At 37.5% G+C, this 15364-nt stretch carries 18 protein-coding genes and 1 other annotated feature; of the genes, 8 read left to right on the top strand and 10 right to left on the bottom strand.

Translation table 11 applies throughout. The features are described from left to right. From F5ESL0259_RS00915 to F5ESL0259_RS00890, 6 genes are all read right to left on the bottom strand, one after another. Positions 1-474, bottom strand: coding sequence for a nucleoside 2-deoxyribosyltransferase (locus F5ESL0259_RS00915; RefSeq protein WP_110445466.1), 474 nt, complete (start codon positions 472-474; stop codon positions 1-3). Positions 475-523: 49 nt separating this feature from the next. Then, on the bottom strand, positions 524-1354 hold the full coding sequence (locus F5ESL0259_RS00910; protein ID WP_122037173.1) for a hypothetical protein: 831 nt from the start codon (positions 1352-1354) through the stop codon (positions 524-526). A gap of 11 nt (positions 1355-1365) precedes the next feature. Further along, positions 1366-2049 (bottom strand): TetR/AcrR family transcriptional regulator, encoded by a 684-nt coding sequence (locus F5ESL0259_RS00905; RefSeq protein ID WP_122037172.1) that lies wholly within the window; start codon positions 2047-2049, stop codon positions 1366-1368. A gap of 140 nt (positions 2050-2189) precedes the next feature. Beyond that, entirely contained in the window at positions 2190-3170 is a 981-nt protein-coding gene (locus tag F5ESL0259_RS00900) for a ribose-phosphate pyrophosphokinase (protein ID WP_046324161.1), read from the bottom strand. A gap of 155 nt (positions 3171-3325) precedes the next feature. After that, on the bottom strand, positions 3326-3982 hold the full coding sequence (locus tag F5ESL0259_RS00895; protein WP_122037171.1) for an alpha/beta fold hydrolase: 657 nt from the start codon (positions 3980-3982) through the stop codon (positions 3326-3328). Continuing rightward, the gene (locus tag F5ESL0259_RS00890) at positions 3979-4824 is read right to left on the bottom strand and encodes a glycosyltransferase family A protein (RefSeq protein WP_122037170.1); all 846 of its coding nucleotides are present in this window, start codon (positions 4822-4824) and stop codon (positions 3979-3981) included. The genes F5ESL0259_RS00895 and F5ESL0259_RS00890 overlap by 4 nt, the downstream gene beginning before the upstream one ends. Before the next feature lie 138 nt (positions 4825-4962). Between F5ESL0259_RS00890 and F5ESL0259_RS00885 the strand changes: the two genes are divergently transcribed. After that, positions 4963-5928 carry a DUF1002 domain-containing protein gene (locus F5ESL0259_RS00885; protein WP_122037169.1) on the top strand — a complete coding sequence of 322 codons (966 nt, stop codon included), beginning with the start codon at positions 4963-4965 and terminating at the stop codon, positions 5926-5928. Positions 5929-5932: 4 nt separating this feature from the next. On the opposite strand, the gene F5ESL0259_RS00880 is transcribed toward F5ESL0259_RS00885, so the two are convergent. Next, a complete protein-coding gene (locus F5ESL0259_RS00880) occupies positions 5933-6736 on the bottom strand; it encodes a ribonuclease H family protein (RefSeq protein ID WP_122037168.1) in 804 nt (267 codons plus the stop codon). A gap of 69 nt (positions 6737-6805) precedes the next feature. Between F5ESL0259_RS00880 and F5ESL0259_RS00875 the strand changes: the two genes are divergently transcribed. Further along, on the top strand, positions 6806-7738 hold the full coding sequence (locus F5ESL0259_RS00875; protein WP_046324156.1) for an alpha/beta hydrolase: 933 nt from the start codon (positions 6806-6808) through the stop codon (positions 7736-7738). A gap of 17 nt (positions 7739-7755) precedes the next feature. Beyond that, on the top strand, positions 7756-9219 hold the full coding sequence (cls, locus tag F5ESL0259_RS00870; RefSeq protein WP_370448794.1) for a cardiolipin synthase: 1464 nt from the start codon (positions 7756-7758) through the stop codon (positions 9217-9219). A 48-nt stretch (positions 9220-9267) separates the two neighbouring features. Here cls and F5ESL0259_RS00865 read toward each other — a convergent pair whose 3' ends face one another. Continuing rightward, on the bottom strand, positions 9268-9909 hold the full coding sequence (locus F5ESL0259_RS00865) for a nitroreductase family protein (RefSeq protein WP_122037166.1): 642 nt from the start codon (positions 9907-9909) through the stop codon (positions 9268-9270). 136 nt (positions 9910-10045) lie between these two features. On the opposite strand from F5ESL0259_RS00865, the gene F5ESL0259_RS00860 reads away from it, so the two are divergent. Beyond that, complete coding sequence (locus F5ESL0259_RS00860; protein WP_046324154.1) at positions 10046-10348, top strand: nucleoside triphosphate pyrophosphohydrolase; 303 nt, start codon at positions 10046-10048, stop codon at positions 10346-10348. Positions 10349-10376: 28 nt separating this feature from the next. Here the strand turns inward: F5ESL0259_RS00860 and F5ESL0259_RS00855 are convergent, their stop codons facing one another. Next, positions 10377-10853, bottom strand: coding sequence for a hypothetical protein (locus tag F5ESL0259_RS00855; RefSeq protein WP_046324153.1), 477 nt, complete (start codon positions 10851-10853; stop codon positions 10377-10379). Between the two features lie 122 nt (positions 10854-10975). After that, positions 10976-11214 (top strand) — a binding site (T-box leader). Between the two features lie 59 nt (positions 11215-11273). Between F5ESL0259_RS00855 and asnA the strand changes: the two genes are divergently transcribed. The 3 genes from asnA (at position 11274) to F5ESL0259_RS00840 (ending at position 13997) form a co-directional block, all read left to right on the top strand. Next, positions 11274-12287 carry an aspartate--ammonia ligase gene (asnA, locus tag F5ESL0259_RS00850; RefSeq protein WP_122037165.1) on the top strand — a complete coding sequence of 338 codons (1014 nt, stop codon included), beginning with the start codon at positions 11274-11276 and terminating at the stop codon, positions 12285-12287. A gap of 121 nt (positions 12288-12408) precedes the next feature. After that, positions 12409-13113 (top strand): NAD-dependent protein deacylase, encoded by a 705-nt coding sequence (locus tag F5ESL0259_RS00845; RefSeq protein ID WP_122037164.1) that lies wholly within the window; start codon positions 12409-12411, stop codon positions 13111-13113. 116 nt (positions 13114-13229) lie between these two features. Next, positions 13230-13997 carry a TerC family protein gene (locus F5ESL0259_RS00840; RefSeq protein ID WP_122037163.1) on the top strand — a complete coding sequence of 256 codons (768 nt, stop codon included), beginning with the start codon at positions 13230-13232 and terminating at the stop codon, positions 13995-13997. Between the two features lie 6 nt (positions 13998-14003). Here the strand turns inward: F5ESL0259_RS00840 and F5ESL0259_RS00835 are convergent, their stop codons facing one another. Then, positions 14004-14363 (bottom strand): DUF488 domain-containing protein, encoded by a 360-nt coding sequence (locus tag F5ESL0259_RS00835; protein WP_122037162.1) that lies wholly within the window; start codon positions 14361-14363, stop codon positions 14004-14006. Between the two features lie 44 nt (positions 14364-14407). Here F5ESL0259_RS00835 and F5ESL0259_RS00830 point away from each other — a divergent pair, with 44 nt between their 5' ends. Continuing rightward, positions 14408-15040 (top strand): DNA-3-methyladenine glycosylase, encoded by a 633-nt coding sequence (locus tag F5ESL0259_RS00830; protein ID WP_122037161.1) that lies wholly within the window; start codon positions 14408-14410, stop codon positions 15038-15040. Positions 15041-15364: the final 324 nt, after the last annotated feature.

Raw genomic sequence — 15364 nt, 5'->3', positions numbered from 1 at the left:
CTAGAGGTAGCGTGCAACAGCAGTCAACAAATCTTTTTCATTATTAACTATAGTTCCATTAAGCTTAATCAAACCCGTAGTGTACAAGTTAACATAATGAAACTGATTTTCAGCAATCTGAGTTAGAGCGTGCAGTTTTTCCTGGTTAGTAGCACCCTGTTGGCGTGTATCAGTGTATAAGCCAATTATCGGAATCTCTTTTGCATAAGCTACGCCTATTTCACTGGCGACACCATTATCAATGCTAAGTCCATCTAGAACCGCTACCATCAAATCACTATTAAGTAATTTTGCGGTATCTGCCTGGGCGATCATTTTAGAATCGGCATAAGCTTCCTTATCATTAATTGACGCGTTTTCTTGGGGCAAATATAAATCAATGGCATCATCTATTTGCCGAATTTTTGCCGCTAATTGCGCGTTATAGTTGATTTCTGCTTGTGAAAACAAAGCATTTGCAAAATAAATTTTCATATGAGCTTCCTTTGGTAAAAATGACCAATTGCTTTTTAAGCCAAGCAAACTAATTGTTTGGCGAGCTAATTTCCCATGGAATCGCACTCAGGATATAAAGAACAACTCCGATAATTACAAAATCCAGGAAAATACTGCTGCTTATTTCTAATACATAACCTAGTACAGCTAAGCTTTCAACGTTAAAAATTACGGGTATAACTGCCAATACGCCCGCAATTAATATTAACCAAAACCCGGCCCACATACCAGACGCGGTAACTTCGTGGGTCAGCATTTTTGAATTTAAAAATAACTTCATATCACTTATTAATGACCGTAAACTAATAATAGCCATTATCAGTATGATTACATTAACGATTAACAAGATAAAAGCGACATTGCCCCCAAGTGTAATAGTATTCAAATTAAAAGCATCTATTACGTCATATGGGGCATTATTTTCCTGTTCTTTTAGTTTTTCTTGTACTAACTGGGCATCACTAGATACGCCTTGATCAACGTTTAAATCAATGTCATGCAAAATTTGCTTGGCTAATTTCATATTACTGAATTTAAACCATGGCATACCCAACGTATAGTCAATAATATGGTCGGCAATTGGCTGTGTTTGTTTCGTAGTCAACAAATTAGCGTTGCCATTTTTATTAGCACCAATTATTTCTGCTAAAGCATCAAAGTGCTTGTTGATCTGCCTGACAACTACAGCCTCATTACTATTGCTTCTAATTTGCCCTTTCATGAAAAAGGGATTTAGGAAAGTAGCGGTAATCATGGTTAGCGACACAATCAGAAAGATAATAAAGGACAGAACTTTTTTATAATTCTCGTTCTGCTCTCTATTTATTCTGTGCAAACCATCTCGCGCGCCATTTGCCATATTTTTCCTTTCTAACAGACAATCTCCTTGTCTTCATCAAACATTGTATCTATAGCATGATGAATGGTTTTAACATCGGTAGATTCGATAATCTCATGACCTTCTTTGAGCGCTTTATCAATAGTAGATTTTGAACAATGTAAGAAACTATACATAAATGATTTTGTACCATAATCTGCTATTTCTTCAGGAGAAACGTCATATTCTTTATTATCATAATAAAGACGACTGATGCCTGTTACGACAAAAGCAATTCCCAGCCGTACTTCTTTTGCATCAAAGTCCACGTGGTTAAATAGCTGTTTTTCCTTTAACCAGTCATTAATGGTCTTACTCCAAAAATCTAACGATTCGTTACTCTTAAACACTTCTGTAATGATCCGCTTAAGACCTTCATCATAAATTCCCAACATTTCAATTGCATAAATAAAGGCTTTGGTGCGAGCACATACTTCGTCCTCTTTAGTAGCACTAAATTTTTGCACTTGCTTGTCTAACGTATTGAGAATGTTGCGGACAACATCTGCAATTAAGCCAGATTTATGGGGATAATAAGATTGCAGCAAAGATTTAGAAATCCCCGATTTTTCTGCAATCATTTGAAACGAAACACTATCCATTCCATTTTCTCTAATTAAGTGAAATGTATTACTTAAAATTGTACGTCTTCTTTTATAATTTTTACGTCGTGCCATAATGTTTTCTCAGCTCCTATACATTTTGCCTTAATTATACCAATGATATAGAATAAATAAACAAAAAAGGCACCGGTATATTATATGCTTATAATTTAGATTAAAAAACAAATATTATCAGCAAGCCATTTAATATGTCTTTACTTTAAATCACTTTCACTTAACAAATGCATTGAGCGATCATTATATACATAATTAATTCCTCGCGCCAAAAGCAAATCAACAGAAATACGGACCATTCTGTCCGGATAATGGCTGTGCTTAATTGTATCAGTTACTACAATTTGTTCAATTGGTAATTCATTCAAAACTTCAAGCGCGTTTTGTGAGAGCAGTGCGTGTGTGGCAGCAACATAAACCTTCTTGGCACCAGCTGCTAAAACAGACTTGGTTGAAGAAGAAATGCGTGATCCCGTGTCAATTAAATCATCAACAATAATGCACTTCTTGTCTTTAACATCACCGATCATATCATGCACATCCGCATCATAACGGGCACGGCGCTGATCCACAATTGCGATAGGAGCATCAAAGCACTGACCAAAGTTGCGGGCAAGTTTAGCGCCAGAGTGATCCGGTGAAACAACTACAATATCATCTTCTTCTTTGGTAGCAATACCATTATCAATAAAATATTGCGCTAAAAGCGGCATAGCATGCAAATGATCAACCGGGACATTATAAAAGCCTTGAATTTGTGAAGCGTGCAAATCAAGTGCAATTAAATGATCCATACCAGTAATTTGTAATAAATTAGCTATGAGTTTAGCAGTAATTGGTTCCCGTGAACGAGTTTTAGTATCTGAGCGTGAATAAGCCAGATATGGTACTACTACATTAACCCTATGCGCTGAAGCCCGATGCAATGCATCTAAAACAATTTCTAATTCCATAAAGTTCTCATTTACAGGATCTTGAATTGACTGAATGACAAAAACATCACACCCCCTGACACTTTCGCCAATATTAACTTGGATTTCGCCATCGCTAAAATGCTGCACAGCAGTTTCGATTAACGGCTTTTTCAATATTTGCGCAATTTTTTCATTTAAAGCGGGATTTCCGCCCAGCCCAATTAGCTTCATTGGGTGCATTAACTGAAGAAGTTCTTCCTTGTTCATAGCTACCTCGTTTTTTAAAAAATACAATCTTTGCAAGTCTATTATAACCAAAAAAGTCATCAGTGCCTAGAAAAGTAATAATTCAAACAAAAAGCCGAAGATACTTTCGGCTTCTACTATACGAATTTACTCTTATTTCTAAAAAATTTAATGACCTATTGGAAAAAGTCTTCCATTAAGTTTAGTAATTTAAAACTCCTTACGGCATAACTTTCATGTTTTTGTCTGGGCATGACCAAAAGCTGCCCTTGAGGAATAATCTGGCTATACCAGCGAACATGCTCTACTTTAACCCAGTCTTTTTCACCTACTACACAATAGGTAGGTATCTTTATTGCCTTTAAGCTATCAACTGACATAAAGCTCTCTGATAATTCTACTTTACTGTCCCGGTTCATGCGTAAGAAGCGCAGAAAGCCTTCAGTCAAATAGTGGTACGACCTGATGCCATTACCGTTAACAAAAACCCCTGCTATCATCAGCTTTTTAAAGACATCTTGGTCTTGACTAGCCAGCATCATTGCCACCAAGCCGCCTGCATCAAAGCCAAAGCAATAGCAGCCTCTGATATGAACCTGCTTAATAAAAGCCGCAAGGTCTTCGACTTCAGTCTGATAGTGTTCTGCTGCTTCTCCTTGACTCAGACCATGACCCCTCATATCCAGTACATAAACCGTGTAATAAAGAGACAAAGGAGCCACTATCTGATCAAACATGCCACCATCTAAATGGTGTCCGTGCAATAAAAGAAGGGGCGCGCCCTTACCTAATTTACTGTAATAAAGTTCATTACCATTTACTTTTTCTCTCATCTTTGGTCTCTCTCACTAGCCTCAATCAACTTCTGATTAGAACCATTTTCCTTCTTATGTTCATGCCACAAGCTACGGATGATAATTTTTACAATAATGTAATTCGCTTTAAAATTATCAGGAATCATTTTTGAATTAAAGTGATGAACCATGCTGTCTTTACGTTGCCAGTAATGATATAGAGGCTTGCTATCACAATAAAAGCCTTCTGTTAAAGCTAAGTATTGGACATTAAATATTTGATCTTCCATAAAGGCCAGGTTTTTTTTGAAACTAAGATGATTCTGGCGTACAACCGCCAATTTGTATCCTTTGTTCCAAGTATAGCCTTTAACAGGAGTAGCCAAGCAATGGTTATCACATAAAGAGCCAAATGGATTACTGATTAATTGGTAGGTTCTAGCCTTACCTTTCATCCCCCGTACAACTTTTTTAGTTACAGGAACTGAGCCCGGCTTATTTTCGTAATCAAGCCAAAAGCCACAGGAAACCATTGCAGCATCAGGATGATCATGAAAGGCATTGACAAAAAAAGCTGTGTAACCAGAATCTACCCAGTCATCACCATCATGAAAAGTAAAATATGGTGTATCAACGTTTGCAATACCAACATTACGCGCATCAGACAGGCCACCATTATGCTTATTTATTATTTTAAAGTAACGGAATTGTTCACGATAGCTCTCAGCTATTTTTCTAGTATTATCCGTTGAACCATCATTGACAATTAACAACTTAAAATTCGGATCATCTTGCTGTGCCAAATGATCAAGTGCTCGAGTCAAGTATCTTTCAACATTGTAAACTGGCATGATGACAGTTAATTCAGGTTGCGCAGTCATAGCTTCCTCCTTCACTTTTGTTATTATACCATCTTAAATATTAAAAATAACGTAAAGTAAGTAGTACATAACTATAATTTAAACTTTTGCGTTTATCATTTAGTATAATTAAGGACAGTTAAAAGGAGCTAATTACATATGAAAAAAGCAAAAACTATTTTAGCTATTATTACAATGTTATTTTTTAGTACCATTTTATGTGGCACTATTAAGCAAACAGTTAAAGCAGATGATTTGCCCGTAGTTTGCCTGGGAACGTCTTTGACTGAAACGCAAAAAAACGGCACGTTAAAAACTCTCAGCGAACCTCTAAAGGGCGCTAGCTATCAAACTATTACCGTCACGGGTGCCGACTTAGTCAAATACCTTAACCCATCTGGTGCTAACTTTACTACTAATTCTGGTGTCTGGTCTAGTGCGATGATTGAAAAGACTGCTTCTGGTAATGGTATTAACGTCCACATCCTTGACTATCAAGGGCGCAACAATATTACCACAATCACATCCGATCAATATAAAAATGCCGCCTTAACTGCCGGTATTTCTGACGCTAATATTTACGTTACTAGTGCCGTTCCTATTGATGGCTCCGGTGCTTTAGCCGGTGTCTACGCCGCTTACAGCAAAACCGGGGAAAACTTAAACCAAAGCCAAGTTAATGCAGCTCAAGATGAAATAAACACATTGAGTAAAATTACTAAAGAAAATAAAGATAAAGACGGCTATAGTGATGCGCAACTTAACAATGCTGTTGCAGGTGCAAAGCAGGAAATGGGCAAAATCGGTAACAATATTTCAAACAGTCAAATTCACGACATCGTTAACAACCAAATTAACATCAATCATCTTGGCGATGTCATTAACAACAATCAGAAACAACAAATAATCAACATCTTAATTGAAGTGCGTGATTCTGGTGCTTTAAAAAATCATAAATTTAGGGACCAGGCCGATGCTTTATCAAAAAACATTAAACAGAATGCAAAAGACATTTTCGATAAAATAAATACCCCTGAAAACCGCAATTGGTTTGAACAAATTTGGCACAGCATCACTTCATTTTTCAGTCACCTGTTTGGCGGTTTAATAGTCACTACATTTTAACTAATTACATTTGGTCCATAAATTTATTTAATGTATGGTCAACGAATTCGTTACCGCGATTATTGGCGTGGCCTTTAGTCCATTCGAATTTAGTTTGAGAAAATTCACCTAAGAGCTGATCCAACTCCTGCCAGCATTCAAGGTTCGCAATTGGACTCTTAGAGCTTTTGGTCCAGCCACGCTTTTTCCAACCTTTAAGCCAGCCTTTAGTAATGGGATTTAGCACGTATTGAGAATCGAGTACAAACAGTAGTGGCTCGTGGTTAAAGTTTAACTCAAGCAATTTCTTGAGAGCTTCAATCAAAGCAGTTAATTCCATCTTATTGTTAGTCGCACCAAACTCACCGTTTGAATCATAAGCAGACTTTTGTTGGCCCTCTTCTTGCCATTCAATTAGATAGGCCCATGCAGCTTTATCCGTTGCACGCACATGGCCGCCTTTAAAGTTACCGGTATTGCGGGTGCCGCCATCCGTATAGATTGTGGCAAAAAAGCTGGACGGATGCGCTTTAGTTGCCTTGTTTAATGCTCTATTCTTTTGGGGAGAAGTTGCCGCAGCAGAAGGCTTCTCCTTGATTTTACGGCTTTCTCTTTGAATCTTGGCAATTGCCTCTTTTAAAGAGTCCTCGTCTTTTTGAAAGACCTGTTGAACCGTCTCGTGATCCCAATCCAAATATTCTGTAGCATCCGTTATCTTGCTAAAAGATTTAAACTCAGCTCCAGAATAGCCATCAACCTGTTTTCGGGCTTCATCCCAAGTGCGATAAACGCCTGGCTTGCGGCCCTTTTTTACTGCATAAAATTTCATATGTTCTCCTTTCACTAATTTGTCTAGTCAATGCTAAAATAGATGTAGTTCTATTTTTAAGGTGGTATTATGTTCTTCAATACTAAAAAATACAAGGAAGAAGTGGAAAAAAACCACAAACGTGATCTTGCACAAGAGCCCAGCAGGCTCAGTATGCTTTTTCTCGCTGCTTTGGCAACTTTTGCACCAACTCGTATTTTTTTGCGTTTACATAAAAAAAGAATTGAAGATAACGCCACCATTGAACCAAAAAAAGGTGACTTTGAACAAGTACCGATAATTTATTTTCATGGCTTTCGTGGCGGCGACTATACCACCAAGGTAATGGTCCAGCAGGCTCTGATAGATAAAGGAACTTCGAAGTATCTCAAAGTAACTACTGACTTACTGGGTAACTTCAAGCTCGAAGGTACTTGGACAGGTGATCGAAATCCCATTGTACAAGTTGTTTTTCGCCAGCGTCTCGTTGGCGTTTATGCGATTGATTACTACTTGCGTTTTACATTACCATTTTTAGCTCAAAGGTACCATTTTTCTCACTATTCGGCAATTGCACACTCTCTTGCCTGTCCCTGCATCGTACGCACAGAGATGCGCAAATCCCGTAAAAAGCAGTTCCCTCACTTGGTCAAATGTGCTTTTATCGCTGGTCCCTTTGACGGGGTAGTTTACTTAGGAGATATTCCCAACGTTAATGCCTTTAACCAAAAGGGTCGTCCAGCTGTAGTTAACTTGCACTACCTGTATCTTTTGCTCAGACGCAAACGATTTAATCCCAATATTTCAGTGCTAAACATTTATGGCAATGTTTTAGACAACACCAACAGCGATAAATTTATTTCCGTGACTTCTGCTAAAAGCATCCGCTACGTTTTAGCACCTTATGCCAAATCTTATCATGAAGTTGAGATTCGCGGTAAAAAGTACGCAGAACACAGCTGGATGCATGATAATCCCTTTGTTATCGACATTATTGATAAATTTATTGGTCTTAAAAAGTAATTTGATTTTTGGAGGAAATAAGCGTGATTCTGCTCCGTGACATAGGACGCATCATCATTATTACTAATACTATATTAGCCTTTTACATCGTCTTTCACAGAAGACGCTCTGTCTCAACAACCTGGGCCTGGCTGATTATCTTGCTGGTTTTTCCAGTTTTAGGGATGATCATTTACGGCTTTTTCGGTCGGGGAATTTCGCAGGAAAATATTTTCGCTATTAACAAACAACATCATATTGGGTTGCGAAATGTCCAAAAATCTATTACTGCTGCTCCTAAAAAAATCAGTACATCTGATACGTCAAATAAGGCTAAGATGGTTATCCACTTTTTTGATCACGATGGTGAGTCACCATTAAGTAAAAATAACCACGTTAAGCTTTATACCGATGGTGCAATCATGTTTCACGACATGATGCGTGACATCAAAAAAGCTAAACAGTCTGTAAATGTTGAATTTTACACCTTTTATAATGATGAAATAGGCAATGATTTCCTCGATTTGCTAATTCAAAAGGCACAAGAAGGCGTATCTGTACGCTTACTATATGATGCTTGGGGTTCGATGGGAGCAACTAAAGCCTGGTTTGACCAACTAAGAAAAGCCGGTGGCGTGGTATTACCTTTTATTACTTCACGTAATATGATTACCCGTTACCGGATTAACTACCACTTGCACCGCAAAATTGTTGTAGTTGACGGTAAAACATCTTGGACCGGCGGTTTTTATATTGGTGATCAATATCTCAGTCGCAAGAAAAAGTTTGGTTATTGGCGTGACAGTCAGGTGAGAATTGTCGGTTCAGCTTCTCTACTTTTGCAAGAACGATTTGTCATGGATTGGAATGCTTCTATCCAAAAGGAAAACCAAGTAATCACATTTAATACTGTCCTTTTTCCTAATTTAGATGAAAATGAAATTCATCCCGGCGACGTAGCTACACAGATAATTTCGGATGGGCCCGATCGTTACAATGCTAATATGCGTAATGGTATTATGCGCCTAATGTCTTTAGCTAAAAAGAGACTCTGGATTCAGACACCCTATTTAATTCCTGACGACGCGATGTTTGCGACTTTGCAAACTATTGCTATGTCGGGAATTGATTTGCGAATTATGATTCCGTGCAAACCTGATCACCCTTTTATTTACCGCGCCACACAATGGTATGCCAATGAACTATCTCGTTATGGTATTAAAATTTATATTTATAATAAAGGTTTTATTCATGCCAAAACGATTGTAGTTGACGATACTTTTTCTACGGTTGGTTCAATGAATCAAGACTATCGCTCCTATGATCTTAACTTTGAAGATGTTGCCGTTTTTTATGATAAAAATTTCACCAGTGAAGTCGCACAGTCTTTTGCAGATGATATGAAAGATTCATCATTATTAACACCCGAGGATATAGCCAAACAAGGTCGCTGGCTCAAGATTTTGCAAAGTTTCTCACGGATGCTTTCACCAATTTTATAATTAACAAAAAGCCTTCCACAACGGAAGGCTTTTAAAATGCGCTATTAATTATTCCGCAAAGTGATAAACACTTTCAACTGGGTAGCGAGTTGTTTTAATTAAAGAATCTGCAGTTTCCTTACTTTTTCCGATAGCAATTGCCATAACTGGCACATAAAGTTTAGGATCAAGATTAAAAGTTTGCGCAACTTTGGAAACATCATAACCAGCAATTGGGTTCGTGTCGTAACCATGATTACGAGCAACAAGCATAAATTGCATTGCAGCTAAAGAACTATCGACTATTGCATCTGTTGCACGCATTTCATAGCTGCCATTTTCATACAATGGCAAAAAAGTACTTAAAATTTCATTCAATTTTTCTTTAGTGATTTGGCCCTCTTCATAATTCTTATTCCACATTTCATGATAGGACTTGTAAGCATCACTATAGCCAAATATTTGTACAACAGCAGAGCAGCTATCAACCTGAGGATAATTAAATTTCATCATATATTTTTTTACTTTAGCCAAGCTTTCTGGTGTATCAGCTACTTCAAAATGCCAAGCTTGTAAATCACAAGCTGATGGTGCTGTAATTGTTTCTTCAAACATTTCCTTAAATTCTGAACGCGGAATCTTGACACTCTTATCAAAATGGCGCACAGAATGACGATTTTGAACCACATCATTAAAATCGTTATTACGCATTTCGTCACACTTTCTTTATTAAATATATCTCTACTCGTTAATTTTACTACATCTTGTTACCGCTTTCACATATTATTTATAATTATTAGCAGTATAATAATATATAAATTATTACAGCTAAGAAAGGTCTATTAAAATGAAAAAACTAGTCAGAGATAAAATTCCAGAATTTGCTCATTATGCTACTTATCGCAAACTTGCTCCAGCAGAAATTGAACCAGCATTAAAGCAAAAACTAATTGAAGAAACTAACGAAGTTCTGGCTGCTAAAACTGAAACTAATTTAATTGAAGAGCTAGGTGACGTTTACGAAGTTATCTTAGCCTATCTCAAATTTAAAAACGTTGACCAGGACACTTTTTTAAATCAGGTCAATAAAAAACGCGCTCTTAAGGGCGGCTTTACTAAATATTTGGAAATGAACTGGGAAGAAAAATAATTCAAAAAAAGACACGCTTTTACGTGACTTAAAAAATATCCTGAATTTCAATATGAATATCATGATGAATGTGATTTTTGAGCGCCTCAACAATTTGCGCAACGCCGTTGGAAAAGCGCAGGTAATATTGTCTGTTCTTTTGGGTTGTCAAAATACAAATTACCTGTTTTTTCTTTGGATTAGGTACTTTAATTAAAGTTACCATTGCAATTTCCGAATATGAAATCGTTCGGCGAAAGTAACCTGAAACTACGGCCCTTTTTGGTGCCAGACCTGTAAAGCCGTCAATTATACCGATCATCAAGAAAATCGCTAAAAATATACTTAAACCCGGGTCTCCCTTTTCAATTAATTGCCAGGTAAAACCGATCCAGATAAAAATCACGGCCCAAATAATTGAAGAGGAGCGATAATGTCCCTTTAAATCAATATTTGCCTGCCAGTACCAACTATAACAGGTGTAGCCTAAAAGTAAGGCATCCAGAATTAGATAAAAAACTATCATATGACTCTCCTCAATTGTATTTTCATCTATTATAACAGACTCACAGTCTTTAGAGCGGTTAATCAACATTAATGATATTTTACTTGCATTTTTATTAAAATTATGATTGAATTATTATCAAATTAAATGCAGTGAAAAAGACGAGTAAATAACTTATTTCTTTAAGTGAATCGGTGACAGTGGAAAACCGTTAGACCCTGAGTTATTGAAAAACACTTTTAGCAGCACGCTGAAATTCATGTAAAAGTAGGTTGTGTCGTCTCCAGTACGTTACCACGCTGGTGAAGCATGATAGTGCTTCATGAGTTGGCCCTTTGGGGCAATTAAGGTGGTACCGCGGAAAAAGCCTTTCGTCCTTGTTTTTATTAAAAACGGGATAAAGGGCTTTTTCTTTTCCTTAATTTATAGGAGGTCAAAACAATGACTTTAATTTTACCCGCAGGTTATCACCCCACTCTCACAATTCGTGATACAGAAGCAGCTATCGTTTATATTCGTGAAGAATTTCAAAGAGTTTTAGCTAAAAAATTACATTTACAACGGATGTCTGCCCCACTTTTCGTCGAAAAGCATACAGGGCTTAACGATAACCTAAATGGGTTTGAACGTCCAGTTGCCTTTGATGCCAAGGATCTGCCTGCAGATGATACGCTTGAAGTCGTTCATTCACTTGCTAAATGGAAAAGAATGGCACTGAAAAAATACGGCTTTAACATGCACGAAGGACTTTTCACTAACATGAACGCCATTCGCCGCGATGAAGATTTAGACAACTTCCACTCGCTCTATGTGGATCAGTGGGATTGGGAAAAAATCATTGCTAAAGAGGAAAGAACAGAGGAAACCCTGAAAAGCACCGTTACTAAAATTTTTGCAGCAATTAAGGAAATTGAAGCTGGGTGCGCTTCCCGCTATCCTGCTTCTACTTACCGTTTGCCAGAAAAACTTTACTTTATTACCACGCAAGAATTAGAAGACCGCTGGCCGGATATTAGTCCTGAAGAACGGGAAAACAAGATAACCGCAAAAGAAAAAGCCGTCTTTATTATGAAAATCGGCGACAAGCTCAAAAGAAGTGGTAAACCTCATGATGGTCGTGCACCAGATTATGATGATTGGCAACTAAACGGTGACCTGATTTTCTGGTATGAACCCTTGAAACAAAAAATTGAAATTTCTTCTATGGGTATCCGCGTTAGTCCAGAAAGTCTCCACGAACAATTAAAGAAAGCTGATTGTCTGGACCGTGAAAAATTGGAATTTCACCGCATGTTGCTTGATGGAGAATTGCCTTATACCATCGGTGGTGGAATTGGGCAATCTCGCTTATGCATGCTTTTGCTTGGTAAAGCTCACATTGGCGAAGTTCAAGCCAGTGTTTGGCCTCACGATATGATTACTAAATGCAAAGAACATGACATTCAAATTTTATAATTAATAAAAACCATGCTAGCAATTTCTGACAGCATGGTTTTTATTGCAATAACCCTATCTCACAGGCAAAATCTTGTAGTAAACTAACAGTAGAAAATCTAGTTTTAAGGAAGGCAAATTTATGATTGATTCTAACAAGATAACTGAGTTAAAAAATGATATTGATCAGGCACGCCACATTACTTTTCTGACAGGTGCTGGGGTATCAACTCATTCCGGTATTCCTGATTATCGCTCTAAAAACGGTATTTATGATGGCGTCTCTGAAAGTCCGGAAACAATTCTGAGTGAAGAAACGCTTTATCAGCGACCTGAATTTTTCTACAAGTTCGTCATGGATAATATGTACTTTCCTAGCGCCAAGCCAAACGAAATCCACCAGAAAATTGCCGCTATCTGCAATGAAAAAGGCGATTTAATCACCCAAAATGTTGATGGCTTGGACAACAAAGCTGGCAATAAACACGTCACTGAATTTCACGGCTGCCTTTATAATATCTACTGCACTAAATGTCATAAATCAGTTTCATACGCTGAATATGCGAAGTCCTACCGTCATGAAAATTGTGGCGGTATTATCAGACCAGGAATTGTTTTATACGGTGAAGCCATTAATGGTGACAGTTTGGCAAAGTCTGTCAACGCCATGCAAAATTCTGACTTAGTAATTATTTCAGGCACTAGTTTTGTGGTCTATCCCTTTGCTCAACTTTTATCTTACAGGCAAACTGGAGCGAAAGTTTGGGCAATTAATAAAACAGCCATCCCGGCAGAAGGCATTTCTGCCATCATTGCGGATGCTCTAGATGTTTTTAAGCAGCTTTAAATTTTTAAGCAGGCTCTTTAAGCTATTCTATTTGCTTTTTACCCAAGCACTAATTATTACTTGTTAAATTTCGATACAGTAATTAAAATTTATCTGAAAAAGAAAAGAGCCTTTAAATGACAATTTTTAAAATGTATGCTCCCTTTTTTAGTGGCAGCAACTGGATACACGTGTTAACCAGTGGTAAAGATTGGCTCACCATCTTAACCCTGATTCTGATGGAATGCTTGCTTTCCGTTGACAATGCGGTTGTGTTAGCAGCCCAAACCAAGGTTCTGCCTGATAAAAAGCAACAGGAAAAATCTTTGTTCTATGGTCTTTGGGGTGCATACATTTTTCGCTTTATCGTGATTGGCATTGGTACTTACTTAATCAATTTCTGGGAGATAAAATTAGCGGGCAGTCTGTATCTTTTCTATCTTTCCTTTAAGTTTTTCTACGACCAAAGGCATCCCCAAAAGGCTGCCACTAGCGCAAAGATTGAAAGTGCAAAAATTACTAAGCATACCCCTAAAAAGGGCAAACATTTTTTGTCACTTTTCTGGCGGACCGTTATTTCAATTGAAGCAATGGATATCGTTTTTTCAATTGATTCAGTGCTAGCTGCCCTAGCGGTTTCCAGTAATCCGGTAGTAGTATTAATTGGCGGCATGATCGGTATCTTGTGTATGCGGGGCGTCGCCGAAATCATCATCAAATTGATGGATATTATTCCTGAATTGCAGCCAATGGCTTATATTTTAATCGGCATCATTGCTCTTAAACTATTGCTGTCTTTGCCACCTCTAAGCTACGAACTACCTGATACGACCTTTGCACTAATCGTGTTCAGTATCCTAATTTTAACCATTGCTTTTCACTTTTTACGTGTTAAAAAGAGTTGACGCAAATTATAGTCTTTGATCAACGTATTCTTTGAGCACAACTGCCTGGTTGTGCTCTTTGTTTTTAGCACCATAAAGAAAAAGGACATCTTGTTCAGTCAGCTCAGCTTTAACTTTGGCAATAAAAGCTGCAGTCACAGGATTGTGATCCAATTCATTCAGGTACTTTTGCCGAAACTCAGAATATTTAGTATCATCATGATTGAACCATTTACGCAATTCCGTGGTGGGACCAATTTCTTTTGCCCATTCATCTAAATTTGCATCTTTTTTACTTTTACCTCGTGGCCACAGACGGTCAACTAGAATGCGGTAGCCGAGCGGTTGCTCATGATCGTAAATGCGTACTAATTTTATCTTTGTCATGCTAATATCCCCTTTTAATTTAAGTTTACTACACGGAAGAAAAAATGAATTACTCAACTTATTTTACTAATAAACCAACTGCTGCTATTACTAAAGACTTAATCGGCAGACCATTAACATATAATGATGGTCAGAATATAATAGGTGGCTACATTGTAGAAGCGGAAGCATATTTAGGGGTCAAAGATCGCGCAGCTCATTCATACGGCGGTCATCGCAGCCCAGCTAATGAAGGTCTTTATCGCAAAGGCGGAACCATCTATATTTATGCTCAAAGACAATATTTCTTTTTTGATGTTGCAACGCAAGAATATAATGAGCCGCAAGGAGTTTTAATCAGAGCTATCGAACCAGTCTGGGGTATAGAGCAGATGATTAAAAATCGCGGGGGCAAAGACGGTGTCCTTTTAACTAATGGTCCCGCGAAAATGATGCAGGCTTTTGGCATTCATGATAAAAAATGGAATTTACATTTCTTAACTGACTCCCCTTTTAAAATTGATTTAGATGACAGTCACAAAAAGCTGGCTAAGGAAATTAAAACTAGTGCCAGAATTGGCGTTAGCCAGTCTGAACTAGAATGGGCCAATAAAAAACTGCGTTATTATGTAGCTGGCAACCCCTATGTTTCCAGAACGAAAAAAAGCGCTTATCAAAGAGGCAATGGCTGGCAGTAACAGTAGCTTTTCGAAGTCTTTTAAAATAGTAAAAGAAAATAAATGAGATAATTATAAAATATTTTTTAAATAAAATCATTGACAAGTTGCTTTTAATAGCCTATTATTTTTCTAAGTTAAATAATTTCCAATGCAATAGAGGTCGCGGTTATTACAAAACTGATCTGAGTGAGCGAACACTGTGAAGTTCAGGATAAGAATTACCGCCGAAATAAGAATATTGTTCGTTTCAATTTTCTTGTTGGGCTGCAAGAGAATATTTTGCAGACTGTCCTGGTTAGTCCCCAGGGAGCGCTATATGATTTGTTTTAAAAATAGATTATG

Origin of the sequence: Lactobacillus sp. ESL0259, assembly GCF_003693045.1 — a bacterium.
Taxonomy (GTDB): Bacteria; Bacillota; Bacilli; order Lactobacillales; family Lactobacillaceae; genus Lactobacillus; species Lactobacillus melliventris.
This window is presented reverse-complemented; position numbering and strand designations above follow the sequence as displayed.